Genomic DNA, 25,515 nt, shown 5'->3' with positions numbered 1-25,515 from the left:
TTACTCGTGAGTAACTTAGCCCGCAAGGGCTGGCCGGAGACGCTTACTGGCTCCCCGCGCCTGCGGAGGCCTTGGACTCCTTGCGTGGCAGCGGCTGCGGGTTCAGGAACGCGGCCGTAATCAGGGGGGCCGTGAGCTCCACCTGCCACTGCCGGGCGCCAAATGCCCGCAGCTCGGCGGAGACGGACTCTTCGGTGACCTCTGCCGGTGGCCGCCAGGCAACGCGGCGGAGGTAGTCGGGTGTCAGGAGGTTTTCCAGTGGAAGGTTCAGTTCCTCGGCCTTTGCCTGCAGCAGTGGCCGGGCGGTGCCGAGGCGCGCGGCCGCTTCAGGGTCGCGGTCTGCCCAGACCCGCGGCGGCGGCGGGGCATTGGTGGCCAGGTGCAGCGGCGGCAGGTCGTCAAGGGCGCGGGCCGCCGATATGCAGCGCAGCCAGCGCGGGGCTTCGCGCTGGGCGGCACGGCCGTGGAATCCCTTGGTGGTGAGCAGCTGCGGGACCGTGGAGGGCATAGCCTTCGCGGCCGCTACCAGGGCGGAGTCGGGAAGCAGCCTGCCCGGCGCCACGTCCCGTTTTTGCGCCAGCGAATCGCGTTCCAGCCACAGCTCGCGGACCGCGGCGAGCTGCCGGCGGTCCCTGATCTGGTGCAGGCCGGAGGTCTTGCGCCATGGGTCAACCCGCGGGGGAGCGACGCCCGCTTCCAGGATGGCGGCGAATTCCTGTTCGGCGTACTCAAGCTTGCCATCGGCCTGCAGCAGCTCGATCAGTTCCTCGCGCAGCTCGGTGAGGACTTCGACGTCCAGCGCGGCGTAGCGCAGCCAAGGCTCCGGCAGGGGACGGGTGGACCAGTCGGCGGCAGAGTGTTCCTTGGCCAGCCCGAATCCCAGCAGCTGTTCGATGACGGCGGCGAGCCCCACCCGGGGGAGTCCGGCCAGGCGTGCGGCGAGCTCCGTGTCGAAGAGCTTGTCCGGCCACATGCCAAGTTCGGAGAGGCACGGCAGGTCCTGGGTGGCGGCGTGCAGGATCCATTCGACGCCGCGGAGGGCGTCGTTGATGATGCCCAGGTTCCCGAACGGTTCCGGATCTATCAGCCAGGTCCCGGCTCCTTCGCGCCTGATCTGGACCAGGAACGCGCGTTGCCCGTAGCGGAATCCGGAGGCGCGCTCCGCGTCCACGCCGGCGGGCCCGGTGCCCGCGGCGATGGCGGCGGCGCACCGCTCCAGGCCGGACTGGGTCTCGATGACCAGCGGAACACCGTCCCTGGGGGAGTCCAGGTCAATGATTTCGGGGATGGGGCTGTCAAAGCCCTCCACCGTGATGTGGGGTGCGGCAGCAGCAGCCGGGACGCCGGCTGTGGTGTTTTCCGGAATGTTTGGGGTCATGATGCCCCCAGTTTACCGGCCAGTTCCATAACCATTCTGCTGTCTGCGCCGGGGCGGGAGCGCGGTCACGCCGTCGGGTAGCGGCGGGAGGCCGGCGAACGTGCACACCATGTCGGACCACGCTTCGAGGTGGGCCTGGACATCGGAGGAGGCGGGGGTCCAGGAAGCGCGGAGTTCGATGTCGATCGACCCCGGCCTTTCGGCCAGGGTGCCGAAGCTTTCGGAGAGGACGCGGGTGGCCGTGCCGCCTGCTGCCCGGTAGTCCGCATGGTGGTTTTCCAACGCCTCCACCAGCCAGGTCCAGGCCACTGTTCCCAGCATCTGGTCGTTGCCCATTTCCGGTTCCAGTTCGGCCCGGATGTAGGTGACGATCCGGAATTCCCCGTCCCAGACCGCTGAGCCGTCAGGGTCATGCAGCAGGATGAAACGGCCCGTTGCCAGCTCCGTTTCGTCGTCGTCCGGGGTGGCGGCAGAGGTTCCGGACGCGGCTGCGAAAGCCAATGCCGCCGGTCCGTGGACGGGTGTGGAAGGGGTGCCGGAGCCGGGTGCCATAACTTCGGCGCCCAGCGCGACGGCGAAGGGTGCCAGCCGAGCGGGGGCAGGGATCTCTGCGAGGCGCAGTTCCTTGCGGCAGCGGGCTTTCCTGAGGGTTCCCAAGGCGTGGAGAAAATCCTGGGGAACCTGGTCAAGTGCGTTCACCTTGGCAGATTACGGGCCGGGGCGGGGCGGGGCCGGAAGGCTCGCCGTCGGTCGCCCGTCAGCGGGCCTGGCCGTCCTGGTAATCCCGCAGTTCATGGCGGATTGCGGCAGCAAAGGAATCGACATCCTCCTCCGTGGTGTCAAAGGAACACATCCACCGGACTTCCCCTGCGGCCTCGTCCCAGTCGTAGAACCGGAAGGAACTGCGCAGCCTGTCGGCCACGCCGGGTGGCAGGATGGCGAAGACGCCGTTGGACTCGGTCTTTTGCGTGGGCCGGACGTCCTCGATGGTGTCCACGGCGGCGCGCAGCCGGGTGGCCATGGCGTTGGCATGCGAAGCCGAGCGCAGCCAGAGGTCGCCTTCCAGCAGGGCGACGAACTGGGCGGACATGAAGCGCATCTTGGAGGCCAGCTGCATGTCCATCTTGCGCAGGTAGACCAGGCCGTGAGCTGCCTCCGGGTTCAGGGCCACCACCACTTCGCCGAAGAGCAGTCCGTTCTTGGTACCCCCAAAGGACAGGATGTCCACCCCGGCATCCCGGGTGAAGGCGCGCAGCGGCACGCCCAGGTGGGCGGCCGCATTGGCCAGCCGGGCACCGTCCATGTGCAGCTTCATTCCCTTGGCATGCGCGTGCGTGGCAATGGCGCGCACCTCGTCCGGGGTGTAGCAGGTGCCCAGTTCCGTGGTCTGGGTGATGGAGACGGCGAGCGGCTGGGCGCGATGCTCGTCTCCCCAGCCCCAGGCTTCACGGTCGATCAGCTCGGGGGTCAGTTTGCCGTCCGGCGTGGGGACGTGCAGGAGCTTGAGGCCGCCGATGCGCTCCGGGGCGCCGTTCTCGTCCATGTTGATGTGCGCGGTGGAGGCGCACACCACCGCACCCCAGCGGGGGAGCAGTGACTGCAGTGACAGGACATTGGCGCCGGTGCCGTTGAATACCGGGAAGCATTCGATGCCGGGGCCAAAGTGTTCAACCATCAGTTCCTGCAGGCGCGCGGTGTAGTCGTCCTCGCCATAAGAGACCTGGTGCCCCCCGTTGGCCGCAGCGAGCGCCGCCAGGACCTCCGGGTGGACGCCGGAGTAGTTGTCGGAGGCGAAGCCTCGGACGTTGGGGTCGTGGAGCCGCAGCGCCGCGCCGGTTTCTGCTGTTGTCGTCATGGGATTGCTCACGCTTTCAGTGTAGGTACAGTCCTGGCGGCTTCAGCCCGCCAGGAGGAGCCGGGCGCCGTTGAGTTCTGTGGACGGAGTGCCGAAAAGCCGGACGACGGCGGCAGCCAGGTCAGCGACATCCGTCGCTCCCGGGAACTTTCGTTCGGGATGGGCCCGGCGCAGGTCGTCGTCCACCAGTGCCTTAACCACCAGGATGCTGGCGGCTGCCTGGCCGGTCCCGGCTTCGGCAGCCCGCCGGAAGCCGTCCGCCACGGCCAGGGTCCACGCCTCGGCTGCCGCTTTTGCGGCGACATAGCTGGCCACCGCCGCGGTGGGTTTCGCAAGGGACGTTGAGGAAACCATGGCGAACCTGCCGGTGGCGGAGGCGGCAATGTCATCGAAGAAGACCCGCGAAACATTCCGCAGCGTGGTGACCGCCCCCCGCTCCAGGAAGTCCCAGTCGTCGTCGGTCTGGTCGGTGATTCCCTTGGCCCCACGCCAGCCGCCCACCAGGTGGATCACCCCGTCCACGGTACCGAAGGCGGCGGTGACGTCGTCGCGCAACCGCCTGACCTGTTCCAGAACCGCAAGGTCGCACGTGAAGGGGGTGACGCCGTCGCCCGCTTTTTCTGCCGCCTGCCTGATCCTCGAGGGATCAGAGCCCACCGTGGCCACGCGGTGGCCCGCCGCGGACAGTGCCCGGGCGGCGGCGATCCCGGACGCGCCGCTGCCGCCCGTCACCAGGATGGTGAGGGGGCCGGGCCCGTGTCCGCCGCCGCCTTCGGAACCGGTCACAGTGCGGTGCGGCCGGTGATTCCGGCAGTTGATTCAATGACGGGGCGCATCTTCTTCTCCAATGCCTCGTAGAACATGGACAGCGGGAATTCGTCGTCCAGTACCTGGTCCGTGAGGCCCCGGGGCGTTCCCGAAAGCGGCAGCGCGTCCGGGCCCTTGGCCCACACGGAGGCCGGGTTGGGGGTGACGGTTGCCGAGACCAGCTGGTAGGCCGCCAGCCAGTGCGCGGTCTTGGGCCGGTCGATGGAACGCCAGTACAAATCATCAATGCTGGCCCCCAGTGCGATGACTGCGTCCGCCACCTCATCCCAGTCGATGGTAAGCCGCGTATCCGTCCAGTGCAGCACGTGCTGCTGGTGAAGCCAGGCGAAGAGGAGCTGGCCGCCCAGGCCGTCGTAGTTGCGCACCCGGGTGCCGGTGATGGCAAAGCGGAAGATGCGGTCGAACAGGATGGCGTACTGCACCAGCTTCGCGTGGCGCCGGGTTTCGGGGTCGGCGTCGTCATCCTTTTCAATCCGGACTGACTCGCGGAACGCCGTCAGGTCGCAGCGCAGTTCTTCCAGCGAGTACAGGAAGTAGGGCATGCGCTGCTTGATCATGAACGGATCGAACGGCAGGTCGCCGCGCATGTGGGTCCGGTCATGGATCAGGTCCCACATCACGAAGGTGGCCTCGGTCAGGTCCTGGTCCGCGAGCAGTTCCGCAGCGCCCTCAGGGAGCTCCAGCGAGGTGATGTCAGCGGCAGCCTTCAGGACGCGGCGGAACCGGGCGGCCTCCCTGTCGGCGAAAATGGCGCCCCAGGTGAAGGTGGGGGTACGGCTGACCGCTACGGTCTCGGGGAAGAGGACCGCGGAGTTCGTGTCGTAGCCCGGGGTGAAATCGATAAAGCGGATGGGGACGAACAGCTTGTTGGAGTACTCGCCGGCCTCCAGCCCCGCAATGAACTCCGGCCAGATCACCTCGACCAGGACGGCCTCCACCAACCGGTTGCTGCTGCCGTTCTGGGTGTACATGGGGAAGACCACCAGGTGCTGCAGGCCGTCACGGCGCTGCTCCTGCGGCTGGAATGCCAGCAGGGAGGACAGGAAGTCGGGGACGGCGAAGCCGCCGGCGGCCCATGCTTCGAAGTCTGCGCAGGCGGCGCCAAGGTATTCGCGGTCGTGCGGAAAGGCGGGGGCCAGGGCCTGGACCGCGGCAACGATTGACTTCACGTGCCCGGCTGCCTCCGCGTGGTGGTCGGCGTCGGGGACGGAACCGTCCTGGACCTGCAGGACCTGCAGGGCGGTTGCTGCCGCCTTGAGCCGGAGCCAGTCTTCGTTCTGCGCGGAAATCCCGGTTACGGCGGTGGTCAGGGTCTCTGTCATCGTCGGCTGCCTTTCTGGTTGCTTGCCTCTCTGGGGAGCGTAACAAGCAACCAGCAGGTCTTATGCCAAAAGGGGCAATCCATAAGAAAAGATTAGGCTCGAGGTTTTTCCCGGGCTCTCGAGACCAGCCCTTGCTGTGGCATCAGCATGGCCGGGGCATGCGGCCCCGGCCCTGTGCTGGCAGGTCCTTCGGCGGCTTAGTCCCGGGACTGCCCATCACCGGCGTCGCCCTTGGCGACCAGCCGAAGGGAGACGGAGTTGATGCAGTAGCGCTGGTCCGTGGGAGTGCCGTAGCCCTCGCCCTCAAAAACATGGCCCAAGTGTGAGTCGCAGGAGGCGCACCGCACTTCGATCCGGTCCATGCCGAGGGTCCGGTCATGGATGTAGCGCACCTTGCCCTCAGTCAAGGGGGCCCAAAATGACGGCCAGCCGCAGTGCGAGTCGAACTTCTCGTTGCTGGTGAACAGTTCGGCGCCGCAGGCCCGGCACTGGTACACCCCCTCGGTATGCGTGTCCCAGTATTCACCCGTGTAGGGCCGTTCAGTTCCGGCCTGCCGAAGGACGTGGTACTCCTCCGGGGTCAGTTCCTCACGCCACTGCGCATCGGTTTTTTGGAGTGCGTTTGCCGCTGCGGTGTCTTCCTGGCCGCCGCCAACCATGCCCGTTGCCTTGTTACCGAAGATGCTGTTTCCAAAGATGCTCATAGCATTCCCAACGCTCAGGAGTCGCCGATAAATCCCGAGCCGGCATACAGGTGGAGAACGGGGACCCCAAGCTGGTCCTGTGCCTTGTTGGCCCAGTCGGTGTGGAAGGTGTCCGACACGGCGTGCGGCCGGGTGATGACCACGGCCTGGCCGGCTCCCGTTTCCCTGACCTTCGCCACAAGGCTGTCCACCGCCTTGCCCTCCACTACCTGTCCTGTGACGCCGGAGCCCAGTCCCGCCAGTGCAGCGAGTGATGCGGCAAGGGTTTCGTCCGCGTGGGCGCGCTCAGCGGCGGCGTCCGGGTTGCGGTCGGCCAGCTCGCGGAACGCCTTGGCAACGTCCAGCATGGACAGGTTCTCCAGGAAATCCACCAGCAGGTGCCGCTCGGTGTTTGCCGGCACCAGGACCAGCAGGCGGCTGTCCGTCCCATCCACCAGCCGTTCAATGTTCACGCGGTCGTCCGCGCCCAGGGGTTCTTCGGTCAGGATGACGATGGGATCACTCATGGCCTTAGCCTAGCGCCCGGAGCTGCTTCCACGGTACGCCCGGGACACCGGCGGGGACGGTGCGGCGACGTGCCGGAACCGGCCCGGAATGCGGGCATCGGCGGCCCGGCCGGTAAGAATAGTGCCATGGCACCTTTCCGGCGAGCGCGCCCCGCAATGACTGCACCCACCAGGGATTCAGGCGTGATGTCGCCCGGGGCAAAGTGGGCCGTTGGCGGGGCGATCGCGGGCGGTTCGGTGGCGAGCCTGTTGGGAATGGGTTCCTCGGCGCTCGCCGTCTATTTTGCGCGGCGCGTCATCACTCCGGCCCGGCAGCGGGCGGCTGACAAGGAAGTGCTGGCCGTCATCCGCGATGGGCAGAAGCAGCAGGTGATCTTTGCCGCCAATGAGGACACCACCGTGGAGGGCGTTTACGGATTCTTTTTCGACGGCGGCAAAGGGCACGCGCGGATCGGGCGCATTATTTCCTACTCGCCTGCCGAACGGACAGTCCTGCGCGAAGTTGAGGCGGTCTACAGCGGCGACCTCTCTACGGCACGCTGGGGATGGTGGAGCGGGGCCACGTATCCTGACCCGGCCGCCGTCGGACTTCCTGTGGAGGACGTGATGATCCCCGTGGAGCGCGGCGAAGCGCCCGCCTGGCTGGTCCGGGCAAAAGGCGCCGCGCGGACATGGGCCATCATGGTGCACGGGCGCGGGGCTACCAGGCAGGAGGCGCTCCGCGCGGTGGGGCCGGCCCTGGAACTGGGCCTGACCAGCCTCCTGGTGTCCTACCGGAACGACGGACTGGCGCCCTCGGCCGACGATGGGCGGTACGGCCTGGGGTCAACGGAGTGGCAGGACATTGAAGCCGCCATCGAGTACGCGGTGGCCCACGGAGCCGAAGAGATTGTCCTCTTTGGCTGGTCCATGGGGGGCGCCATCTGCCTGCAGACGGCGGACCTCTCCCGCCACCGCCATCTCATCCGGGCGATGGTGCTCGACGCCCCGGTCATCGACTGGGTCACGGTGCTGGCGCACCACGCGCAGCTGAACCGGATCCCGTCGCTTGTAGGCCGGTACGGGCAGCTGATGCTGGGCCACCCGCTGGGACGCCGGCTCACCGGCCTCTCTGCCCCGGTTGACCTCAAAGTCATGGACTGGGTGTCCCGGGCTGTGGAGCTGCGGACGCCCACACTCATCATCCACAGTGTTGACGACGAGTACGTGCCGTACGGGCCCTCCGCGCTGCTCGCCGAACGCAACCCGGACATGGTGACGTTCGAAACCTTCAACCACGCGCGGCACACCAAGGAGTGGAACGTGGATCCCGAACGCTGGGAGCGTCTCGTGAAGGCCTGGCTCCGGCAGCAGCTTGCCCCGCGCCTCAACCCGGGCGCCGGGCTAGTGCCGGGCGGCCCGGCCCGGCAAACTCCTGCGGGGGCATGACATGGCACCACGGCATGCTGGAGTGACCGTAACCGACCGGGGCCGCGACGTGGCAGCGGGCCTTCCGGAACTGGTGGCCGCGGCAGCAGGGCGGCCAACCCAGGCGTCCAACGCTCCCTTCGACGGCTCGCTGGTAGGCGAAGTGCCTGTATGCACCACCGACGACGTGGACTCTGCCACAGCCGGCGCCCGCGCGGCTCAGCGGCACTGGGCAGGTCTGCCCGTCGCTGAACGCGGGGCCGTGATTCGCCGCTTCCGCGGACTGCTGCTGGACCGGGAACAGGACATTCTGGACCTGGTCCAGGCGGAGAGCGGCAAATCCCGGCTCAGCGCCTTCGAGGAGTTCGCCGACGTTGTGCTGACGGCCGACTACTACGAGCGGAATGCAGGACGATATCTGCGGCCACGCCGCCGAAAGGGTGCTGCCCCCGTGCTCACCCGTGCCACCGAGTACCGGGGGCCCAGGGGAGTGGTGGGCGTCATCAGCCCCTGGAACTATCCCCTGACCCTCGCGGTTTCCGACGCGATTCCCGCGCTGTTAGCGGGAAACAGCATCGTCCTGAAACCGGATTCGCAGACGCCCTTTACGGCCCTGCTGATGCTCAAGCTGCTCCGGCAGGCAGGCCTTCCCACCGACCTGTTCCAGGTCGTCACCGGCCCCGGCACTGCGATCGGTCCGGCCCTGATTGAGCGCGTCGACTTCCTGATGTTTACGGGGTCCTCCCAGACCGGCAAAACCGTGGCCCGTCAGTGTGGCGAACGGCTGATCGGGTTCTCCGCCGAACTCGGCGGCAAGAACCCCATGCTGGTGCTGGCTGACGCCCAGGTGGGCAAGGCGGCCAGCGGCGCGGTGCACGCCTGCTTTTCCAACTCCGGCCAGCTGTGCGTCAGCATCGAACGGATCTACGTGCACGCCGACGTTTACGAGAGCTTCCTGACGGCCTTTACTGCGGAGGTCAAGCGGATCCGGATGGGTCCGGGCCCGGACTGGGACATCGGCATGGGTTCCCTGATCAGTGCCGCCCAGGTGGATCGGGTGGAACGCCACGTCCAGGATGCCCTGGCCAAGGGGGCGCAGCTGCTGGCCGGCGGACGGCGGCGGCCGGACCTGGGGCCATTGTTTTACGAACCAACCGTGCTGGCCGGAGTTACGGCGGACATGCTGCTTGCCCGGGAGGAGACGTTCGGGCCGGTGGTTGCCGTGTACCGGGCAGCGGACGACGACGAAGCCGTCGCCCTGGCCAACGACTCGGACTTCGGGCTGAACGCCAGCGTCTGGTCCGCCCGGCGCGGGGAGGCTGTTGCGCGCAGGCTCCGTACCGGCACCGTCAACGTCAACGAAGGCTACGCCGCCACCTGGGCATCCCATGACGCGCCCATCGGCGGAATGAAGGACTCCGGCGCCGGCCGGCGCCACGGCCGGGAAGGCATCCTGAAGTACACCGAGCCGCAGACCATTGCCGTGCAGAGGCTGCTCCGGGTGGCGCCTGCCCCAGGAATGTCCAACCGCACCTATTCACGAATCATGAAGGGCGCCATCACCCTGATGGGCCGTTTTCCCCGGGGCCGGTAAACGCACTTGCCCCTGCCGCACGAACTCCAGGAGAACTGATATGGCCAGAGGAACCCGTCTTTCCGGTGCAACGCTGTTGGTCACGGGCGGTGGAAGCGGGCTGGGCCGGCGCATGGCGCTGGGGGCGGCCCGGCGCGGAAGCCGCGTGGTGATCTGGGATGTGAATGCTGAAGCCGGCGCAGCGGTCTGCGGCGAGATCAGGGCGGCCGGAGGGTCAGCCGAGGCCCATGCCGTGGACGTCACCGACAGGGAAGCGGTGGCCGCTGCCGCCGCCGCGGCCGGGCCCGTGGATGTCCTCATCAACAACGCCGGGGTGGTCAGCGGGCAACCGCTCCTTGATGCCACGGAAGAGGCCATCGAACGGACCATGAAGGTCAACGTCATGGCCCTGTACTGGGTAACGCGTGCCTTCCTCGCGGGGATGGCAAGCCGGCGCCACGGAACCGTGGTCACCGTTGCCAGCGCCGCCGCGCTGGTGGGGGTCGCCCGGCAGACCGACTACTCCGCCAGCAAATTCGCCGCATTCGGCTTCAACGAGTCGCTCCGCGCCGAGGTCCGTGCCGCCAAACTAGGTGTCAACACCCTGGTGGTCTGCCCGTATTACATCGACACCGGGATGTTCGACGGTGTCCAGACCCGCTGGCCCATGCTCCTCCCGATCCTCCAGGAAGAGGACGTGGCAACCAAGGTCCTCGATGCCATCGAGGCCGGCCGACGAAAGCTGGTCCTGCCGCCGCTCGTGAACGTGCTGCCGGTCCTCCGGATCCTTCCGGTTAACGCCTTTGACCGGCTCATGGACGTCCTCGGAGTCAACCGGACCATGGACAATTTCACCGGCCGTCCCAATAGCCGTGAAAAATCTGCGAACGGCGGAGGTCTACCCGGCCGTCAGTGAGCTGATGGGCGCCGCGACGGCGTCCGTCAGCCGGACCAGGTCAGCCGGGGCGAGTTCAATGTCCAGGCCCCGCCTGCCGCCCGACACCAACAGCGTGCCAAGTTCCAGGGCACTGGCATCCAGCACGGTGGGGGACGGCTGGCGCTGGCCGAGAGGGGAAATGCCGCCGAGTACGTAGCCGGTGCGCCGCTGGGCCGCGGCGGGATCGGCCATCGCAGCCTTTTTGGCTCCAAGCGCAGCGGCCATGGCCTTCAGGTCCAGCGTGCCGCTCACCGGAACGATGCCGACCGCGAGCCTGCCCTCAACCTCCACCATCAGCGTCTTGAAGACGCGGGACGGATCGATGCCCAGGGCTTCAGCAGCCTCGGCGCCGTAGCTCGCAGCGGACGGATCATGGGTGTAGGGATGAAGCACAAAGGGAACCCCGGCCGCGGTGAGGACCGCTGTGGCCGGGGTTCCCTGGGAGCTGTTTTTGCGTGCCATGGAGGCGAAATCAGGCCTGGCTGCGGGACGCGGCGACCTTGCGCTTGATGCGGCCCAGCATGGCGGTCATGCCGCGCATGCGCAAGGGGGTAATGGCCCGGGTGAGTCCCAGCAGTTCCGGCATGTCGTCCGGCACAGCCAGGATTTCGTCCGCGGTCAAGCCGTCCAGGCCCTCGTGCAGCACCCCTGCAAACCCGCGCGTGGTGGGTGCCTCGGCGGGCGCCTTGAAGAACAGGTGGACGGCGCCGTCGTCGTTGTTCCCTGTCTCGATGGTGAGGAACAGCGGCGACTGGCACTCCACCACCTGCTCAAGGAGCTCGGGATGGTCCTTGAGCCGGTCCGGAAGTTCCGGCAGCCCCTCGGAGAACTCCAGCAGCAGCTGCAGCCTCTCGGGCTCGGACAGGGCCTGGAAATCGTCCACGATGGCCGCCAGGGCGGAGGGCAAAGCTTGAGTAGTCATCGTTCCAAGTCTACGCGGGGAAGGCCTGCGTCAGGCTCCGACGGCGACGGGGACAGAACCCCGCTCGGCGCCCTTGACGATGGGGACCCGCACGGCGTTGCCCCATTCGGTCCAGGATCCGTCGTAGTTGCGCACGGATTCGAAGCCCAGGAGGTACTTGAGCGCAAACCAGGTGTGGCTGGAACGCTCGCCGATGCGGCAGTAGGCCACCACGTCGTCACCTTCGGTCAACCCGGCCTCGCCCAGGTAGATCGCCTCCAGCTCCTCCCTGCTGCGGAAGGTTCCGTCCTCGGCAGCGGCGCGGGCCCACGGGATGGAGGCGGCGGTGGGGATGTGGCCGCCGCGCAGGGCGCCCTCTTCCGGGTAGGCCGGCATGTGGGTGCGCTGGCCCGTGTATTCCTCGGGGGAGCGGACGTCTATGAGCGGCTTGCCCAGGTGGGCAAGGACGTCATCCTTGAACGCACGGATGGGGGCGTCGTCGCGCTCCACCACCGGGTAGGTGCCGGCGGCGGGGGCGGGCTTGTCCTTCGTCAGTTCACGGCCTTCGGCAATCCACTTGTCCCGGCCGCCGTCCAGCAGCCGGACGTCCTCGTGACCGAACAGGGTGAAAACCCACAGGGCGTACGCCGCCCACCAGTTGGACTTGTCACCGTAGATGACCACGGTGCTGTCACGGGAAATGCCCTTCGACTCCGCCAGCTTCGCGAAGGCCGCGCCGTCAACGTAGTCCCGGGACACCTCATCGTTCAGGTCCGTGTGCCAGTCAATCTTGACGGCACCGGGAATGTGGCCCGTCTCGTACAGCAGCACGTCCTCGTCGGACTCCACAACGACCAGCTCGCCGTTTGCCACCGCGCCGTTCTCGATGGCAGCCGCGAGCCACTCGGTGGAAACGAGCCGCTCGGGGTGGGCGTAGGCTGCGAACTTCTCATTCTGTTCAACCGGGTAGGGCATGGTTTGGCCTTTCATTCAGAGCACGGGAAACCGTGGAACCGGCATTGGAACCTGTTCCCACCCTAGCCAGCGCCCGTCGCGTTGTCCGTATTCCGTTAATAGGACGAAATGTTGCCTTGGTCACGCACAGCGGCGGAAGGCGGGCGCCGGGCAGGGGGAGGCAGCCCGTTGCCGGTATTCTTTCTGGGGACCAACCACGAGCAGAACGGACCACCTTGGTACAGATCGAACAGCTTGCCGCCCGCACTCCGGCAGTTTCGGTGGACGAACTCCTCAAAGGCTTTTATCCGTCGCCCCGGTTCGGGGAGGTTTCCTTTTCGAGCTACCGCCCGGACCCCAAGCAGCCCAGCCAGGCGTCGGCCGTGCGTGCCCTTGAGGGATTTGCCGACGGCGTGGGGTCGGGTAACGGGGGCGGCCTCTTCAAGAAGCTGTTTGGGAAGAAAGACGAATCCCGGGCCGGGATCTACCTGGACGGCGGCTTCGGCGTAGGCAAGACCCACCTGCTGGCGTCCCTCTGGCACGCCTCCCCGGGCCCGAAGGCCTTCGGTACCTTCGTGGAGTACACCAACCTGGTGGGTGCCCTCTCCTTCCGGAAGACCGTGGAGGCGCTGAGCACCTACAAGCTGGTCTGCATTGACGAATTCGAACTGGACGATCCCGGCGATACGGTCCTGATGTCCCGTCTCATGCGCGAGCTCTCGGACGCCGGGGTCAAGCTCGCCGCCACCTCCAATACGCTTCCGGGCTCGCTCGGGGAGGGCCGGTTTGCCGCCGTTGATTTCCAGCGCGAGATCCAGGTCCTGGCGGACCAGTTCGACGTCATCCGCATCGACGGCGAGGACTATCGTCACCGCGGCCTCCCCGCCGCCCCCCAGCCGCTGAAGAACAGTGAACTCAGTGCCCACATGAAGGCCGAGTTCGATGGCAAGACCGTGGCCCAGGACGAGTTCTCCACGCTGATCCACCACCTGGCCGGCGTGCACCCCAGCCGGTACCGGCAGCTGATCGACGGCATCGACGGCGTGGTGTGGCGCAATGTGGAAACCATCAAGGAACAGGCTGTGGCACTCCGCTTTGTGGTCCTGGCGGACCGGCTTTACGACAAGGACGTCCCCATCCTGGCCAGCGGTGTCCCGTTCGACAAACTGTTCACCGAGGAAATGATGGCCGGCGGTTACATGAAGAAGTACTTCCGTGCCGTTTCCCGCCTCACCGCCCTGGCCCGTGAGGGCCAGAACCACGAACCGTCGTAGCGGTATCCCGCCGCGTCACGCTGCCCGCGGCTTCAGCACAAACCGCACTGCCAGCCCGGCGAGGAGCGCCCAGAACGCCGAGCCGATGCCGGCGAAAGCGAGGCCCGAAGCCGCCATCAGGAAGGTGACGGCGGGTGCGATGCGGTCTTCCGGGTCTGCCAGGGCGGCCGAGACCGCCGTGGCGAGGGTTCCCAACAGAGCCAGCCCGGCCACGGCCTGAAGCATTCCTGCCGGGGCCTGGCTGACCACCGACACCAGGGCCGTGGAGAAGGCGGCGAGCACCAGGTAGGCCAGGCCGGAGGTAAAGCCGGCCACCCACCGCCTGCCCCTGTCCGCACCGGCTTCCTCCCCTGCGGCCAGGGCCGCGCTGAGTGCCGCAAGGTTGATGGCGTGGCCGCCGAAAGGTGCCCCCAGGACCGTTCCTGCCCCGGTGACCAGCATGGCCGGCCGCCACGGAGTTTCGTATCCAAAGGACCGGAGGACGGCTACACCCGGAACATTTTGCGACGCCATGGTCACCACGAACAGTGGAATGGCGATTCCCGCCACGGCCTGCAGGGTGAACGCGGGTGTGGTCCAGGCGAGGGCGGGCACCAGGGCTGCGGGCTCAAGATTTGTGCCCGCCGATGCGAGCGACGTTCCGATGACGGCCAAAGCCACCAGCAAGGCCCCGGGGACAGCCCACCGCGGAGCGAACTTCATCATCACCAGCCAGCAAAGAATGACCGGCCCCACGAACAAGGGGACCGTACCCAGGGCCTTGAACGGGGCCAGGCACAGCTGCAGCAGTACCCCGGCAAGCATCGCCTGGGCCAGCGACGACGGAATGCGGGCCATCAGCCGGCCGAGCGCCGGCACCAGGCCGGCCAGGGCCAGCAGCAGCCCCGCTGCAAGGAAGGCACCGACGGCGGCGGGCCACCCGCCGTCGGGCATTCCAGACGCCGCAAGCAGTGCCGCGCCGGGGGTGGACCAGGCCAAAGTAACCGGAACTTTGGAGCGCCATGCGAGCAGCAGGACGCCGAGTCCGACGGCGAGGGTCAGCGCCAGCAGGCCGGACGCGGCCTGGCCGGCATCGGCACCAACCGCCCGGAGCCCTGCCAGCACTACTGCGAATGAGGAGGTGAAGCCCACCAGCGCGGTGACGATTCCGGCAATGACCGGCCGTGAATCGGTCCGGGGCGCTCCGGCCTTGTCTGTCTGTGGCGGTGCGGGGGACTTGGGCATACCGGCAGGTTATCGGGGTGCCTGCAGGAAGCGGGAATTGGGACGGCCGCCGTCGTGTATTGTGCCCGGCCCTTTAAACGCCAAAGGCGCGGGCGCCGCCTCCCGGCGGGACCCGCGCCCCGTTGACGTGCTGGGGCAAGGCCCTGGCCAAATCCTCTACGGAGCCCTGTCCACCGGCGGAACCGGATTTCCAGGAGCTGCCGGGGGAACCGGTCCGGCGGCAGGTGCCTGGCCCGGGGTTCCGTTTCTGTCAATGAGCTTGGAAGCGCCATCCTGGATCTTGTCGACGTGGCCCGCGTACTTGCCGCCGGTCCTGGTGTCGACGAAATCGCCGGCCTTGGTGATGCCGTCCTTGATGGCCTGCTCGTTGCCGTGGATGAGACCCTGAGCTTTGCCCTTTAGATCGTCAATCAAACCCACGGGCACCTCCCTTCTGTCGCGGAGCCAGGTCGCTCCTCGCGCATTCGATCCTATCGGGGGGCTGCAGGCGTGCCAAGGGAAATCCGTTCGCCGGGAGCGGATGCCGGGGCAACAAAAAAGCAGCTCCGGAGAGCTGCTGTTCGTGTGGGCGATACTGGGATCGAACCAGTGACCTCTTCCGTGTCAGGGAAGCGCGCTACCGCTGCGCCAATCGCCCGGAACCGGAAGACCGGTAAGTGGGATAAAAGAGAGCGGACGACGAGATTCGAACTCGCGACATCCACCTTGGCAAGGTGGTGCTCTACCAGCTGAGCTACGTCCGCGTGCAGGTTGTCCAGGTTAACCCGGGGTACTGCGGGCAAGTTGCCTTGCCAGTGGGCGATACTGGGATCGAACCAGTGACCTCTTCCGTGTCAGGGAAGCGCGCTACCGCTGCGCCAATCGCCCATTGAATCCGAAAGATCCGGAAACCATGGTTTTCACCGAGGTGGGTACGGGATTCGAACCCGTGTATACGGCTTTGCAGGCCGCTGCCTCGCCTCTCGGCCAACCCACCGTGTTAGCGTCAATTCCGAAGAATGTTTGCTGTGACAGTGTCCTGCGAGCGGACGACGAGATTCGAACTCGCGACATCCACCTTGGCAAGGTGGTGCTCTACCAGCTGAGCTACGTCCGCATTTTGGAGGGTTGATTCCTTGCCGTTTCCGGCATTTCCTCGCGTTCCAACGAGTAAAAACAATATAGGAGGTTCCGGGAATCTCCAAATCGGCCCGGCCCGGGGAACCGTCAACCCGCCTGCTTCCCAGCATTCACGCGGGTTCTGCCAAGTTACAGACGTGTAATTTGCGACGGCGGCGAGGGGGCTTAAAGGGGCAGGGTGCGGGTGGCTCCGCGTCCGGCGGCCTGCTTCCAGGGAGCGCTGTCGGCTGCGGAATGTCCAATTTTTGAATTGGGGCAGAGGTGGGCTAGCATTCAAATGCATCGGGGCGATTGGCGCAGTGGTAGCGCGCTTCGTTCACACCGAAGAGGTCACTGGTTCGAACCCAGTATCGCCCACCGCAGAGGTCCGTTTCCGCTCATCAGCAGCGGAAACGGACCTTTTTTGTGTGCAGCTCCTGCCTCCGGAGCTTTTGTCGGCCCCCTGTGAAAGAGTCTTTCCATGACTGATCCGCTTCTCGCCCACGCCACCGAATACGGCCGGATGTACGCACGGTCAACGTCTGAGCAGTTCTCCGTACCCTCCATCACCACGGTCATCAGCCAGCAGCCGCACGGCCTCGATGGCTGGTTCGGCTACATGGGGGCAAGCAGCCTGGCCAACGACCCCCTGCTGTCGGACTGCCTGGGCAGCCCCGCCAAGATCAAACAGGCCATCAACCGTGCGGCCAAGGCTGCCGAAACCTACCGGGACGACGCCGCCCGGCGCGGGGACCGGGTGCACTACTACTGCGAGCAGGTGGCGTTGCGTGCACTGGGGCGCCCCCACGCCATGAAGGAAGCCCGGGAAGCGCTGGGCGCCAACGGAGAGGAAGCCTTCGCCGTTCGTTTCGACGAATGGTGGGAGCTCTTCAGGGTTGAGCCCATCGCCCCGGAAATAACTGTCTGGAACAACTCCGTGGGCTATGCGGGGACCCTTGACCTCGTGGCACGGATCAACGGGCGCATCTGCCTGATCGACTACAAGACCAAGGGCACCACCCGGGACGGGCTGGTAAAGCCCCTGGATGACAAGGTGGTCATGCAACTGGTGGCCGGCATGAAGGCCGAAGAAAGCCTGGTGGACCCCGAGGCCGGAACGTGGGAACCGTGGAAGTACGGGGAAAATCCGGTCCTGCTGGCCGTTGCCATCGGCGAGACGGAGGTCCGGCCCGTCCGCGCCAACCCCGAGGTCCTTAAGCACCACTGGTGGAAGTTCTGCGCCCTGCGCCGCGTCTGGGAGCTGTCCGCGGACACCGTCAGTGCCGGCACGGCCCTGCTGCCCATCGCCCCTCCGCCGCTGGCACAGGCCCGCACCGCCTAGGTCGGTCCAGCCGGGGTGACTGCACCTAAACTGGATAGGTTCCCTTTGCCGCCAACCGTGAGGACAAACAGCGCATGGCTATTCTGAATATCCGCATCATCGGGGATCCTGTGCTGCGCACAGTTGCCGATCCCGTGACGGAATTCGGACCCGAGCTTGCCAAACTGGTCGCCGACATGACCGAAACCATGGAGGATGTGGACGGCGCCGGCCTTGCCGCGCCCCAGGTCGGGGTCAGCAAGCGCGTCTTTACCTACCGCATCGACGGTGTGGAAGGGCACATCATCAACCCTGTCCTGGAGAACAGCGGGGACTACCAGCCGGACCACGTGGAAGGCTGCCTCTCCATTCCGGGCCTCGGTTTCCCGGTCCGCCGCTTCCGCGCCACGAAGGTCACCGGGGTGGACATGCACGGCAACCCGGTCTCCATCGAGGGGGAAGGGATGCTGGCCCGCTGCTTCCAGCATGAGAACGACCACCTGGACGGCATTCTCTACACCGACCGCCTGGAGGGTGAGGACCGGAAGGCGGCGCTGCGGTCCATCCGCAACGCCAACTACGACGCTGTCACCGAACGCACCACCGCCAAGCGTGCCAAGAGCGTGGGGTCGAGTTTCGGCGGCGCCAGCGTTGGTGGAGGCAGTGCTCCCGGCTCCAGCTTCGGCGCAGCCGGGTGAGGGTCCTTTTCGCGGGGACTCCCGCCGTCGCTGTCCCGTCCCTGGATGCCCTCGTCGACGCAGGATTCGACGTCGTCGCAGTCCTGACCCGTCCTGATGCCCCCGTAGGCCGGAAACGGGTGCTGACGCCATCACCGGTTGCCCGGCGCGCTGCGGAACTGGACATTGAGGTTATCCACGCCGCGCGCGTCGATGCTGAGGCGGTCGCCAAAATTTCCGCTGTACATCCGGACGTGGCGGCCATCGTGGCCTACGGCGGACTGGTGCCTCCTGCTGCCCTGGACATACCGCGGCACGGCTGGGTCAACCTGCATTTCTCTTTGCTGCCCGCCTGGCGGGGCGCGGCTCCGGTCCAGCGATCCCTCATGGCCGGCGACGACGTCACCGGTGCCGTCACCTTCCGGCTCGAGAAGGGACTCGACACCGGTCCGGTCTTTGGCACCCTGACGGAAGCGATTAAACCCCAGGACACGGCGGGCGACCTGCTGGAGCGGCTCTCCCACAGCGGTGCGGTCCTGCTGGCTCAGACGTTGTCGGCGATCCAGGCCGGGAAAGCGTCGCCGCAGCCGCAGTCCGGCGAGGTATCGCTCGCACCGAAACTGACCTTGGAGGACGGTCACCTCAACTGGTCCCACCCTGCGCTTGCCATCGGCAGGCAGGCCCGTGGTGTTACCCCGGAACCCGGCGCCTGGACGCTGCTGGACGGACAGCGGTTGAAGCTCGAGCCTGTCCTGCTCCGGCCGGACGTTTCCGAACTTGCCCCGGGCGCCGTGCAGTTGCAGGGGAAAAGCGTGCTGGTGGGGACGGGATCGCACGCGGTGGAACTCACCCGGGTCCAGCCCGCCGGGAAAAAGATGGTGGCTGCAGCCGACTGGGCACGCGGTATGAATTCTCTGGAGAGTGTGGTGTTCGAATGAGCGGGTCCGGCGGCAACGCAGGCGGACGGGGCAGTGCCGGGGGACGCGGCAGCGCCGGGAAAAGCGGCCACGGCGGACAGGCGGGCGGCGGCCGCGGCAATGGCGGACCAAGGGATGCCAGCAGGCGCAACGCCAAGGGACGGGAGCGCAACCGGGGCCCGCAGCAGAATTTCACGGAGCAGGCGCCGTCGCAGCGGACCCGGCGTGCCGATCCCGCCCGCCTGGTGGCTTTCGAAGTGCTGCGGGCGGTGGCAGAGGAGGACGCCTATGCCAACCTGGTGCTGCCCGCACGGATCCGGCATCACCGCCTGGACAAGCGGGATGCCGGCTTCGCCACCGAGCTGAGCTATGGAGCCCTGCGCGGGCAGGGCACCTACGACGCCATCCTGGCGCGCTGCGTGGACCGGCCCCTGGCCCAGCTGGACCCTGCCGTTCTCGACGCCCTGCGTATTGGCGCGCACCAGTTGCTGGCCATGCGGGTTCCGGCGCACGCGGCACTGGACCAGACGGTAGGGCTGGCGCGGGCCGTCATCGGTGCCGGCCCCTCCGCCCTGATCAACGCCGTCCTCCGCAAAGTGGCCGCCCGGACCCTTGAGGAATGGCTGGACCTGCTGGTGGAGGGTGAAACCGACGCGACGAAGGTTGCCTCGCTCCGGTATGCCCACCCTGAATGGATCGTTCGCGCCATGCGGCAGTCGCTGGTGGCGCACGGGCGCCCGGCAGCAGAGATCGACAGCCTGCTGGAGGCAGACAATGCGGCCCCGGTGGTCAACCTGGTGGCCCTGCCCGGCCTTGGCAGCCTGGCCGAGGCACTGGACAACGGCGCCACTCCAGGGGAACTGGTGGAAGGATCCGCACTCTCCAGCGGCGGCGATCTTGGCCGGCTGGCATCCGTGCGCGCCGGCACCACCCGGGTGCAGGACGTTGGTTCCCAGCTGGTGGCAAGGGCGCTGGCCGCCGTGGATGTGGGCCCGGGACCAGAGCGGACCGGTGCTGACGCCGAGGCATCATCCGGTGCGGGGGAGGCGTGGCTTGATCTCTGTGCCGGCCCCGGCGGGAAAGCAGCGCTCCTCGGCGCCCTGGCGCATCAGAGGGGTGCAACGCTCCTCGCCAATGAGCCTGCTCCGCACCGCGCCAAGCTCGTCAGCCAGGCCCTGTCCGCTGTCCCCGGGGGCAGTTGGCAGGTCCGGACCGGTGACGGCCGGGACGTGGGCGCCGAGCAGCCGGAACGGTTCGACCGCGTGCTGGCCGACGTTCCCTGCACGGGCCTCGGAGCACTCAGGCGCAGGCCGGAGTCCCGGTGGCGGCGCTCGCCCAAGGATATTGCGGATCTTGGGCCTCTGCAGCGCGAACTTTTGGGCTCCGCCGTCGCGGCAGTGCGGCCCGGGGGAGTAGTGGCCTACGTGACCTGCTCGCCCCATCCGGCAGAAACCACCGCCGTTGTAGCCGACGTCCTGCGCAAGCGGGACGACCTGGAACTCATCGACGCCGGGGCCGCCCTGGACGCGGTCAGCCTGACGGGAAGCCTCGGCGCCGGCCATGAGTCGACGGCACAGCTCTGGCCCCACATCCACCACACGGATGCCATGTTCCTGGCGCTCATCAAAAAGAAGTCCTGACCAAAGCGGTCCAGCGCAGGAATGCGCTTCGTCCGTAAGACACCCGCACCTTCAGCGAAAGGCACATCCGTGACGCAATGCTGCATCAACCCGAGCATCCTCTCCGCCGACTTCGTCAACCTTGAAGCAGAACTGCAGCGGATCAGCAACGCCGACGCCGTGCACGTGGATGTCATGGACAACCACTTCGTCCCCAACCTGACCATTGGGCTGCCCGTGGTGCAGCGGATCCAGGCAGTCAGCCCTGTTCCGCTCGACGCCCACCTCATGATCGCCGATGCTGACCGGTGGGCGCCCGGGTTCGCCGATGCCGGCCTGGCCTCGGTCACCTTCCATGCCGAAGCGTCGATTGCACCCATCAAGCTCGCCAGGGAACTGCGCAGCAGGGGTTCAAAAGCCGGGATGGCCCTCCGCCCCGCAACTCCGGTGGAGCCCTACCTGGACATGTTGCCTGAGCTGGACATGCTGCTCATCATGACCGTGGAACCGGGCTTCGGCGGCCAGGCGTTCCTGGACATCACCCTGCCCAAAATCCGCCGCGCGCGGGCTGCCGTGGACGGCTCCGGGCTGGGTGTGGCCATCCAGGTGGACGGCGGCATCACCGAAGAAACCATTACCCGCGCCGCCGAGGCCGGTGCCAACGTCTTTGTGGCGGGCTCTGCTGTTTACGGTGCTGACGATCCGGCAGCGGCCATCGACCTGCTGCGCAAGGAGGGCAGCCGGACGTTACGTGCGGCGACGGAATAACCGGGACCTCGTGCGGGTTATGGCACAATAACAAAACACACATACGTGCTCCGGGGTCGGTGTAAGTCCGAACCGGCGGTGACAGTCCGCGACCCGCGAGCCGGTGTCCTCTTCATGGGGATTCCGGCGGACGGTTGAACCGGTGGAATTCCGGTACCGACAGTTAAAGTCTGGATGAGAGAAGCACGTACAGCTGTATCTGCGCAGCCATTGGGCCGCGCAACGTTCTGCTGTCGTATCCCCGGAGCCATCGCGGTTCAACAGGGAAGGAACGACACACGAATGAACCCCCAGCGATGGCTCTTTGACGCCGAAACTCCTGCCGCCTCCAGGGCAGGTACACGCTCCGCATCGGCAACCGCATGACGGGCGCCGTGGAACTGCAGCCCGCCGCCGGGGTGGTCACTGCCTTCACTCCTGATGAAACCCGTGCCATGGAACAGGCCCTCCAGGCTGCCCTGCACGGCCCGCGCGGCGCGAACCCCCTGGTGGGTGCCGTCGTCGTCAGTCCTGAGGGCCGGCACCTGGTCACCGGCTATCACCGCGGCGCCGGCACGGCACACGCCGAGGCTGACGCAATAACGCAGGCCGCTGCCGCAGGCCTGGACCTCACCGGCTGCACCATGGTGGTCACACTGGAACCCTGCAACCATGTGGGCCGTACCGGCCCCTGCACGGAAGCGATCATTGCCGCCGGAATCACTGATGTGGTGTACGCGGTGGACGATCCCCACGATCCTGCCGCCGGCGGTGCCGCGACCCTGCGCGCTGCCGGTATCCGCGTCCGCAGCGGCCTGGGTGCAGAGGAGGCGCTGGACCTGAACCGCCAGTGGTTCGAAGCAGTTGCCGCCAAGCGTCCGTTCGTCACCCTCCACATCGCGCAGACCCTGGACGGCCGGATCGCCGCGGAAGACGGCACCAGCCAGTGGATCTCCAGCCCGGAGTCGCTCGCGGACAACCACGGGATCCGCAGCCGCATCGACGCCATCCTGGTGGGCACGCAGACAGTGCTGGTGGACAACCCCCGCCTGACGGCACGGGATCCGCACGGCAACCCCGCCCCTCGGCAGCCCGTGCGTGCCGTGATGGGGCTGCGCGCGATCCCCGACGATGCCGCCATCCACGGCGACGACGGGCTGGCCGTCCACCTCCCCACCCGCGACCCGCACGAGGCCCTGTCCCTGCTGTATGGAGCCGGCACCCGGCACGTCATGGTGGAAGGCGGTTCAAGCATCCTCAGTTCCTTCCTGTCTGCGGGCCTGGTTGACGAGCTCATCGTGTACCTGGCGCCCACCCTCCTGGGATCCGGCACCCCGTCCTTGAACGGACTCGGCATCACGAGCCTTCCCGACGCCCAGCAATGGGAATGGGACGCGTCCGACGGCGGCGCGGTGCGGACGCTGGGACGGGACCTGCGGCTTCATCTGAGACCGCAACGGAAAGTTGCACTTGACCAACCACCAACCCGCGACAGCGCGGAACAAGCCCAGGGAGGCTACTGATGTTCACCGGAATTATTGCCGAGCAGGGGCAGGTGCTGTCCGTTGAGCGGGACGGGGACACCAGCGCCACCCTCAGGCTGCACGCACCCGGCTCCACCGAGGGCCTGGCACTGGGCGGCTCCATCGCCGTCAACGGGGTGTGCCTCACGGCGACCGCGATCGACGGCAAGGACTTCAGCGTGGACGTGATGGGCGAGACCCTGGTCCGCAGCACCATCGGCGAACTCGCTGCCGGGGACCGGGTCAACCTGGAGCGCTGTGTTCCCGCAGGCGGACGCCTTGACGGGCACGTGGTGCAGGGCCACGTGGACGGCGTGGGAGTCCTGCTGGAACGTGAAGCCCAGGGAAACTGGGAGCGGCTGCGCTTCGGCGTCCCTGCCAACCTGGCGCGCTACATCGCGGAGAAGGGGTCCATCGCCATCGACGGTGTCTCCCTGACGGTCACGGCAGTCAGCCCGGCGGGGGAGCAGGAACCCTGGTTTGAAGTAGGCCTGATTCCCACCACCCTTGCCGAGACCGGCCTGGGCACCAAAACCAGCGGCAGCCGGGTGAACCTCGAAGTCGACGTCCTGGCCAAGTACACCGAACGCCTGCTTGCCTTCCGTGGCGACGGTGTCCCGGCAGGTGCCGCAGCCGTTGCCGCTGACGCAGCAAGCGCGGGAGGTGCACGGTGAACGCCGCAGTGCGCGTGGACGCCGGCGTTGCCCCTGGCGCCGTGACGGAACCTGTCGCCGCCCACCCCGCGGCGGTGCCGGCAAGGGGGCTGGATTCCATTGGGGACGCCGTGCGTGCCATGGCGGCCGGCCGGCCCGTGCTGGTGGTGGACAACGAGGACCGCGAAAACGAAGGCGACATTATTTTTGCCGCCCAGCACGCCACACCGGCCCTGATGGGCTGGACCATCCGGTACAGCTCGGGAGTGATCTGCGTGCCGCTGACAGGAGAGCGCGCCGACGCCCTGGCCCTGCCGCCCATGACCGCCGTGAACCAGGACGCCAAAGGCACCGCCTACACGGTCTCCTGCGACGCCGCCACCGGTGTCAGCACGGGAATCTCCGCCACCGACCGCGCCCTGACCGCCCGCATCCTGGCGGACCCGCACGCCGGTCCCGCTTCGGTAACCCGACCGGGGCATATTTTCCCGCTCCGGGCAGTTGACGGAGGTGTGCGGGAACGCCAGGGCCACACTGAGGCCGCGGTGGACCTGTGCCGCCTTGCCGGGCTGGAGCCTGTCGGGGTGATCGCCGAAGTGGTGTACGACGACGGGGAAATGATGCGCCTGGACGGACTCCGTTCGTTCGCAGCTGAACATGGGTGCCCCCTGATCTCCATCGAGGACTTGGTGGCGTATCTTGAAGCCGGGGCCGGGGGAGTTCCGCAGGAAAGTGCCCGGGTGGCCCCGGGCGAAGAGAAGGAGAAGCGATGACGGCAGCGGCAGCCAGCGACGACAGCCACCAGGACGGTCACCGGACGCCCCACGCGGTGTCCGGTGCGGCGCCCCATCCCGTCAGCGGAGGGCCGATTGTGCAGCTGCCCACCGCCTTCGGCGATTTCGTGGCGCAGGCATGGACGGACCTGGTGACCGGCGTTGAGCATCTGGCCGTCAGTTCCCCCAGCGCGCCCAGTGACGGAAAGGCACCCCTGGTCCGGTTGCACTCCGAGTGCCTGACCGGCGATGTCTTCGGCTCCTACCGGTGCGATTGCGGCGAACAGCTCGCCTTCGCCTTGGAAATGATCCGGGACAACGGCGGCACCCTCCTCTACCTGCGCGGGCAGGAAGGCCGCGGGATCGGCCTGGCCAACAAGATCAAGGCCTACGCGCTGCAGGAGGCGGGCTTCGACACGGTGGAAGCCAATGAGCAGCTGGGCCTGCCCGTCGACGCCCGGTGCTACAAGGCCGCAGCCCAGATCCTTGCCGAGATGGGCCTGCACGAGGTGCGGCTGCTGAGCAACAACCCGGACAAGCAGAACAGGCTGGCCAAGGCAGGGGTGAAGGTCGTGGAAATGGTCCCCACCGAGGTGCCATCCCGCGAGCAGAACATCCGGTACCTGCGCACCAAGAAGGACCGCATGGAACACCGGCTGCTGCTGGACACCCATAATGCTCCGGTGCCGGTCACGGCCCCGGACGCTTCTTACGACCACGAACAAGACTGAACTTCCAAAAGACGAACGGAACACAAGAACACATGAGCGGACACGGCGCACCCGACATCGACCTCAGCACCCTCAGCCCGGCGGAGACTTCGCAGCTGAAGCTGGCGATCGTCGCAGCCAGCTGGCACACGCAGATCATGGACGGCCTCCTGGACGGCGCGCTCCGGGCAGCCAAGGACGCCGGCATCGCCGAGCCCACGGTGCTGCGGGTTCCCGGCAGCTTTGAGCTGCCCGTTGCCGCTGCGCGGCTGGCACCGCACTTTGACGCCGTGGTTGCCCTCGGCGTCGTGATCCGCGGTGGTACCCCGCACTTTGACTACGTCTGCCAGGCGGCGACGTCGGGACTCACCGACGTCAGCGTGTCCACCGGAGTGCCGGTGGGCTTCGGCGTCCTCACCTGCGACAACGAACAGCAGGGCCTCGACCGCGCCGGCCTGCCCGGCTCCAAGGAAGACAAAGGCCACGAGGCAGTGACGGCGGCGCTGGCCACCGCCGTCGTCCTCAAGCAGTACCGCAGCTAGCAGCGGATCAGTGGCGGGCGCGGTGTGTATTCGCTCACATCGCGCCTGTCATGCAACGGCCCGGGAAGCGCC

The 25,515-nt window shown here is 67.2% G+C and carries 26 protein-coding genes, 6 tRNA genes and 1 riboswitch; of the genes, 15 read left to right on the top strand and 17 right to left on the bottom strand.

All coding sequences use genetic code 11. From position 1 onward, the window contains the following. Positions 1–43: 43 nt before the first annotated feature. From AB0313_RS17710 to AB0313_RS17680, 7 genes are all read right to left on the bottom strand, one after another. The gene (locus AB0313_RS17710; RefSeq protein WP_141940943.1) at positions 44–1,378 is read right to left on the bottom strand and encodes an HRDC domain-containing protein; all 1,335 of its coding nucleotides are present in this window, start codon (positions 1,376–1,378) and stop codon (positions 44–46) included. 12 nt (positions 1,379–1,390) lie between these two features. After that, positions 1,391–2,077: a DUF3000 domain-containing protein gene (locus AB0313_RS17705; protein WP_366307146.1), complete on the bottom strand. Its 687-nt coding sequence runs from the start codon at positions 2,075–2,077 to the stop codon at positions 1,391–1,393. A 58-nt stretch (positions 2,078–2,135) separates the two neighbouring features. After that, positions 2,136–3,233, bottom strand: coding sequence for a low specificity L-threonine aldolase (locus tag AB0313_RS17700; protein WP_366307144.1), 1,098 nt, complete (start codon positions 3,231–3,233; stop codon positions 2,136–2,138). 42 nt (positions 3,234–3,275) lie between these two features. Next, the gene (locus AB0313_RS17695; RefSeq protein WP_366307142.1) at positions 3,276–4,019 is read right to left on the bottom strand and encodes an SDR family NAD(P)-dependent oxidoreductase; all 744 of its coding nucleotides are present in this window, start codon (positions 4,017–4,019) and stop codon (positions 3,276–3,278) included. Further along, positions 4,016–5,383 carry a DUF6421 family protein gene (locus AB0313_RS17690; RefSeq protein ID WP_366307140.1) on the bottom strand — a complete coding sequence of 456 codons (1,368 nt, stop codon included), beginning with the start codon at positions 5,381–5,383 and terminating at the stop codon, positions 4,016–4,018. The genes AB0313_RS17695 and AB0313_RS17690 overlap by 4 nt, the downstream gene beginning before the upstream one ends. 197 nt (positions 5,384–5,580) lie before the next feature. Beyond that, the gene (gene msrB, locus AB0313_RS17685; protein ID WP_366307166.1) at positions 5,581–6,042 is read right to left on the bottom strand and encodes a peptide-methionine (R)-S-oxide reductase MsrB; all 462 of its coding nucleotides are present in this window, start codon (positions 6,040–6,042) and stop codon (positions 5,581–5,583) included. A 59-nt stretch (positions 6,043–6,101) separates the two neighbouring features. Continuing rightward, positions 6,102–6,593 (bottom strand): hypothetical protein, encoded by a 492-nt coding sequence (locus AB0313_RS17680; RefSeq protein WP_141940948.1) that lies wholly within the window; start codon positions 6,591–6,593, stop codon positions 6,102–6,104. 156 nt (positions 6,594–6,749) lie between these two features. Here AB0313_RS17680 and AB0313_RS17675 point away from each other — a divergent pair, with 156 nt between their 5' ends. From AB0313_RS17675 to AB0313_RS17665, 3 genes are read left to right on the top strand one after another with little or no spacing between them, the layout of a single operon-like run. After that, a complete protein-coding gene (locus AB0313_RS17675) occupies positions 6,750–8,021 on the top strand; it encodes an alpha/beta fold hydrolase (RefSeq protein WP_366307164.1) in 1,272 nt (423 codons plus the stop codon). A 22-nt stretch (positions 8,022–8,043) separates the two neighbouring features. After that, positions 8,044–9,594 carry a succinic semialdehyde dehydrogenase gene (locus tag AB0313_RS17670; protein ID WP_366307138.1) on the top strand — a complete coding sequence of 517 codons (1,551 nt, stop codon included), beginning with the start codon at positions 8,044–8,046 and terminating at the stop codon, positions 9,592–9,594. Between the two features lie 40 nt (positions 9,595–9,634). Continuing rightward, on the top strand, positions 9,635–10,489 hold the full coding sequence (locus AB0313_RS17665; protein ID WP_141940950.1) for an SDR family oxidoreductase: 855 nt from the start codon (positions 9,635–9,637) through the stop codon (positions 10,487–10,489). Here the strand turns inward: AB0313_RS17665 and ybaK are convergent. From ybaK to AB0313_RS17650, 3 genes are read right to left on the bottom strand one after another with little or no spacing between them, the layout of a single operon-like run. Beyond that, the gene (ybaK, locus tag AB0313_RS17660) at positions 10,472–10,972 is read right to left on the bottom strand and encodes a Cys-tRNA(Pro) deacylase (protein ID WP_141940951.1); all 501 of its coding nucleotides are present in this window, start codon (positions 10,970–10,972) and stop codon (positions 10,472–10,474) included. The two genes, AB0313_RS17665 and ybaK, sit on opposite strands and share 18 nt — an antisense overlap. 10 nt (positions 10,973–10,982) lie before the next feature. Further along, entirely contained in the window at positions 10,983–11,432 is a 450-nt protein-coding gene (locus AB0313_RS17655; protein WP_141940952.1) for a SufE family protein, read from the bottom strand. Between the two features lie 30 nt (positions 11,433–11,462). Beyond that, positions 11,463–12,386: a sulfurtransferase gene (locus tag AB0313_RS17650; protein WP_141940953.1), complete on the bottom strand. Its 924-nt coding sequence runs from the start codon at positions 12,384–12,386 to the stop codon at positions 11,463–11,465. Positions 12,387–12,601: 215 nt separating this feature from the next. Between AB0313_RS17650 and zapE the strand changes: the two genes are divergently transcribed. After that, positions 12,602–13,639, top strand: coding sequence for a cell division protein ZapE (gene zapE / locus AB0313_RS17645; RefSeq protein WP_307308996.1), 1,038 nt, complete (start codon positions 12,602–12,604; stop codon positions 13,637–13,639). Positions 13,640–13,654: 15 nt separating this feature from the next. Here the strand turns inward: zapE and AB0313_RS17640 are convergent, their stop codons facing one another. From AB0313_RS17640 to AB0313_RS17610, 7 genes are all read right to left on the bottom strand, one after another. Beyond that, entirely contained in the window at positions 13,655–14,863 is a 1,209-nt protein-coding gene (locus AB0313_RS17640) for a benzoate/H(+) symporter BenE family transporter (RefSeq protein ID WP_366307135.1), read from the bottom strand. A 156-nt stretch (positions 14,864–15,019) separates the two neighbouring features. Continuing rightward, positions 15,020–15,283: an antitoxin gene (locus AB0313_RS17635; RefSeq protein ID WP_141940956.1), complete on the bottom strand. Its 264-nt coding sequence runs from the start codon at positions 15,281–15,283 to the stop codon at positions 15,020–15,022. A gap of 145 nt (positions 15,284–15,428) precedes the next feature. Continuing rightward, a tRNA-Val gene (locus AB0313_RS17630) sits at positions 15,429–15,500 on the bottom strand. 33 nt (positions 15,501–15,533) lie between these two features. Beyond that, positions 15,534–15,606: transfer RNA gene (locus AB0313_RS17625), tRNA-Gly, on the bottom strand. Positions 15,607–15,658: 52 nt separating this feature from the next. Further along, a tRNA-Val gene (locus AB0313_RS17620) sits at positions 15,659–15,730 on the bottom strand. 38 nt (positions 15,731–15,768) lie between these two features. Then, positions 15,769–15,839: transfer RNA gene (locus tag AB0313_RS17615), tRNA-Cys, on the bottom strand. A gap of 47 nt (positions 15,840–15,886) precedes the next feature. Beyond that, positions 15,887–15,959 (bottom strand) — tRNA-Gly (locus AB0313_RS17610). A gap of 308 nt (positions 15,960–16,267) precedes the next feature. Here AB0313_RS17610 and AB0313_RS17605 point away from each other — a divergent pair. From AB0313_RS17605 to ribH, 11 genes are all read left to right on the top strand, one after another. Beyond that, positions 16,268–16,339: transfer RNA gene (locus AB0313_RS17605), tRNA-Val, on the top strand. Between the two features lie 103 nt (positions 16,340–16,442). Next, positions 16,443–17,303: a cytochrome gene (locus AB0313_RS17600; protein ID WP_331322198.1), complete on the top strand. Its 861-nt coding sequence runs from the start codon at positions 16,443–16,445 to the stop codon at positions 17,301–17,303. A gap of 74 nt (positions 17,304–17,377) precedes the next feature. Further along, on the top strand, positions 17,378–17,980 hold the full coding sequence (gene def / locus AB0313_RS17595) for a peptide deformylase (RefSeq protein WP_141940958.1): 603 nt from the start codon (positions 17,378–17,380) through the stop codon (positions 17,978–17,980). Next, positions 17,977–18,897, top strand: coding sequence for a methionyl-tRNA formyltransferase (gene fmt, locus AB0313_RS17590; RefSeq protein ID WP_366307132.1), 921 nt, complete (start codon positions 17,977–17,979; stop codon positions 18,895–18,897). The genes def and fmt overlap by 4 nt, the downstream gene beginning before the upstream one ends. Then, the gene (locus AB0313_RS17585) at positions 18,894–20,516 is read left to right on the top strand and encodes a transcription antitermination factor NusB (RefSeq protein ID WP_141940960.1); all 1,623 of its coding nucleotides are present in this window, start codon (positions 18,894–18,896) and stop codon (positions 20,514–20,516) included. The genes fmt and AB0313_RS17585 overlap by 4 nt, the downstream gene beginning before the upstream one ends. 69 nt (positions 20,517–20,585) lie before the next feature. Beyond that, positions 20,586–21,263 carry a ribulose-phosphate 3-epimerase gene (rpe, locus tag AB0313_RS17580; RefSeq protein ID WP_141940961.1) on the top strand — a complete coding sequence of 226 codons (678 nt, stop codon included), beginning with the start codon at positions 20,586–20,588 and terminating at the stop codon, positions 21,261–21,263. Positions 21,264–21,304: 41 nt separating this feature from the next. Continuing rightward, a riboswitch (FMN riboswitch) is annotated at positions 21,305–21,454 on the top strand. A gap of 171 nt (positions 21,455–21,625) precedes the next feature. Further along, positions 21,626–22,765, top strand: a complete 1,140-nt coding sequence (ribD, locus tag AB0313_RS17575; protein WP_141940962.1) for a bifunctional diaminohydroxyphosphoribosylaminopyrimidine deaminase/5-amino-6-(5-phosphoribosylamino)uracil reductase RibD — start codon at positions 21,626–21,628, stop codon at positions 22,763–22,765. After that, positions 22,765–23,439: a riboflavin synthase gene (locus AB0313_RS17570; RefSeq protein WP_141940963.1), complete on the top strand. Its 675-nt coding sequence runs from the start codon at positions 22,765–22,767 to the stop codon at positions 23,437–23,439. Before ribD ends, AB0313_RS17570 begins: the two co-directional genes overlap by 1 nt. 41 nt (positions 23,440–23,480) lie before the next feature. Then, positions 23,481–24,191 carry a 3,4-dihydroxy-2-butanone-4-phosphate synthase gene (gene ribB / locus AB0313_RS17565; RefSeq protein WP_366307162.1) on the top strand — a complete coding sequence of 237 codons (711 nt, stop codon included), beginning with the start codon at positions 23,481–23,483 and terminating at the stop codon, positions 24,189–24,191. Further along, the gene (gene ribA / locus AB0313_RS17560; RefSeq protein WP_141940965.1) at positions 24,188–24,922 is read left to right on the top strand and encodes a GTP cyclohydrolase II; all 735 of its coding nucleotides are present in this window, start codon (positions 24,188–24,190) and stop codon (positions 24,920–24,922) included. Before ribB ends, ribA begins: the two co-directional genes overlap by 4 nt. A 32-nt stretch (positions 24,923–24,954) precedes the next feature. Continuing rightward, complete coding sequence (ribH, locus tag AB0313_RS17555) at positions 24,955–25,443, top strand: 6,7-dimethyl-8-ribityllumazine synthase (protein WP_307308967.1); 489 nt, start codon at positions 24,955–24,957, stop codon at positions 25,441–25,443. The last annotated feature ends 72 nt before the right edge of the window (positions 25,444–25,515 follow it).

The sequence above is a fragment of the Pseudarthrobacter sp. NPDC080039 genome, from assembly GCF_040702335.1.
GTDB classification, from domain to species: domain Bacteria; phylum Actinomycetota; class Actinomycetes; order Actinomycetales; family Micrococcaceae; genus Arthrobacter; species Arthrobacter enclensis_A.
Note: the sequence above shows the minus strand (reverse complement) of the source record. Positions and strands in the feature narration are given on the sequence as shown.